Source organism: Acinetobacter sp. UBA6526, from assembly GCF_002434875.1.
Lineage (GTDB): Bacteria > Pseudomonadota > Gammaproteobacteria > Pseudomonadales > Moraxellaceae > Acinetobacter > Acinetobacter venetianus.
The window spans coordinates 3,367-3,885 of the sequence record NZ_DJLC01000251.1 but is presented as its reverse complement, the minus strand read 5'-3'; the positions used below and the strand labels follow the sequence as shown (position 1 = coordinate 3,885).

Sequence of the window (519 nt, the reverse complement as noted above, 5' to 3'; positions counted from 1 at the left end):
TAAATCGAACCAACTTAAACAACTTTTCTTGATAGCGACTAATTATCTTGTTGTGTGGGAGTTGCTTTTTATAGCAGTATACGGTTGTAACTCTGGCAATCGAAATAGCGAATACCAATAAACCACTCATCACATGAACCTGTCCCCAAATCTTGTCGTGTAATGGATTGCCACTACTAAAATAAGCAATCAATACAAGGCATAATGTCAGCCAATGCAAGATGATGATTGGTTTGGGATAATTATTTCCCATGATTTCTTATCCTTGTTCTGCACTTTAGATAAAGTAAAATTTACATATGATTGATTTAATGCAACGCTTTTGCTGCTTTAGGTTTGAAAATAATTAAACTTAAAATGATAAAAGTGAATAGCATAATTGAAGCACCTGCCCGACTTAAATCCAAACCACCTTGAGCGATTGGTTTATCCAAAAAATCACCTAAAACAGCACCCAATGGTCGAGTTAGAATAAATGCAGCCCAGAAAAGCATTGTTCTTGAAACTTTTGTATCAAAA

Annotated in this window: 2 pseudogenes; both read right to left on the bottom strand. The window is 34.7% G+C overall.

Annotated features, from left to right (window positions below):
• Positions 1 to 253 (bottom strand): annotated as a pseudogene (locus B4237_RS17425) (cytochrome b); the annotation flags it as partial.
• 55 nt (positions 254 to 308) lie between these two features.
• Positions 309 to 519 (bottom strand): annotated as a pseudogene (locus B4237_RS17420) (hypothetical protein); the annotation flags it as partial.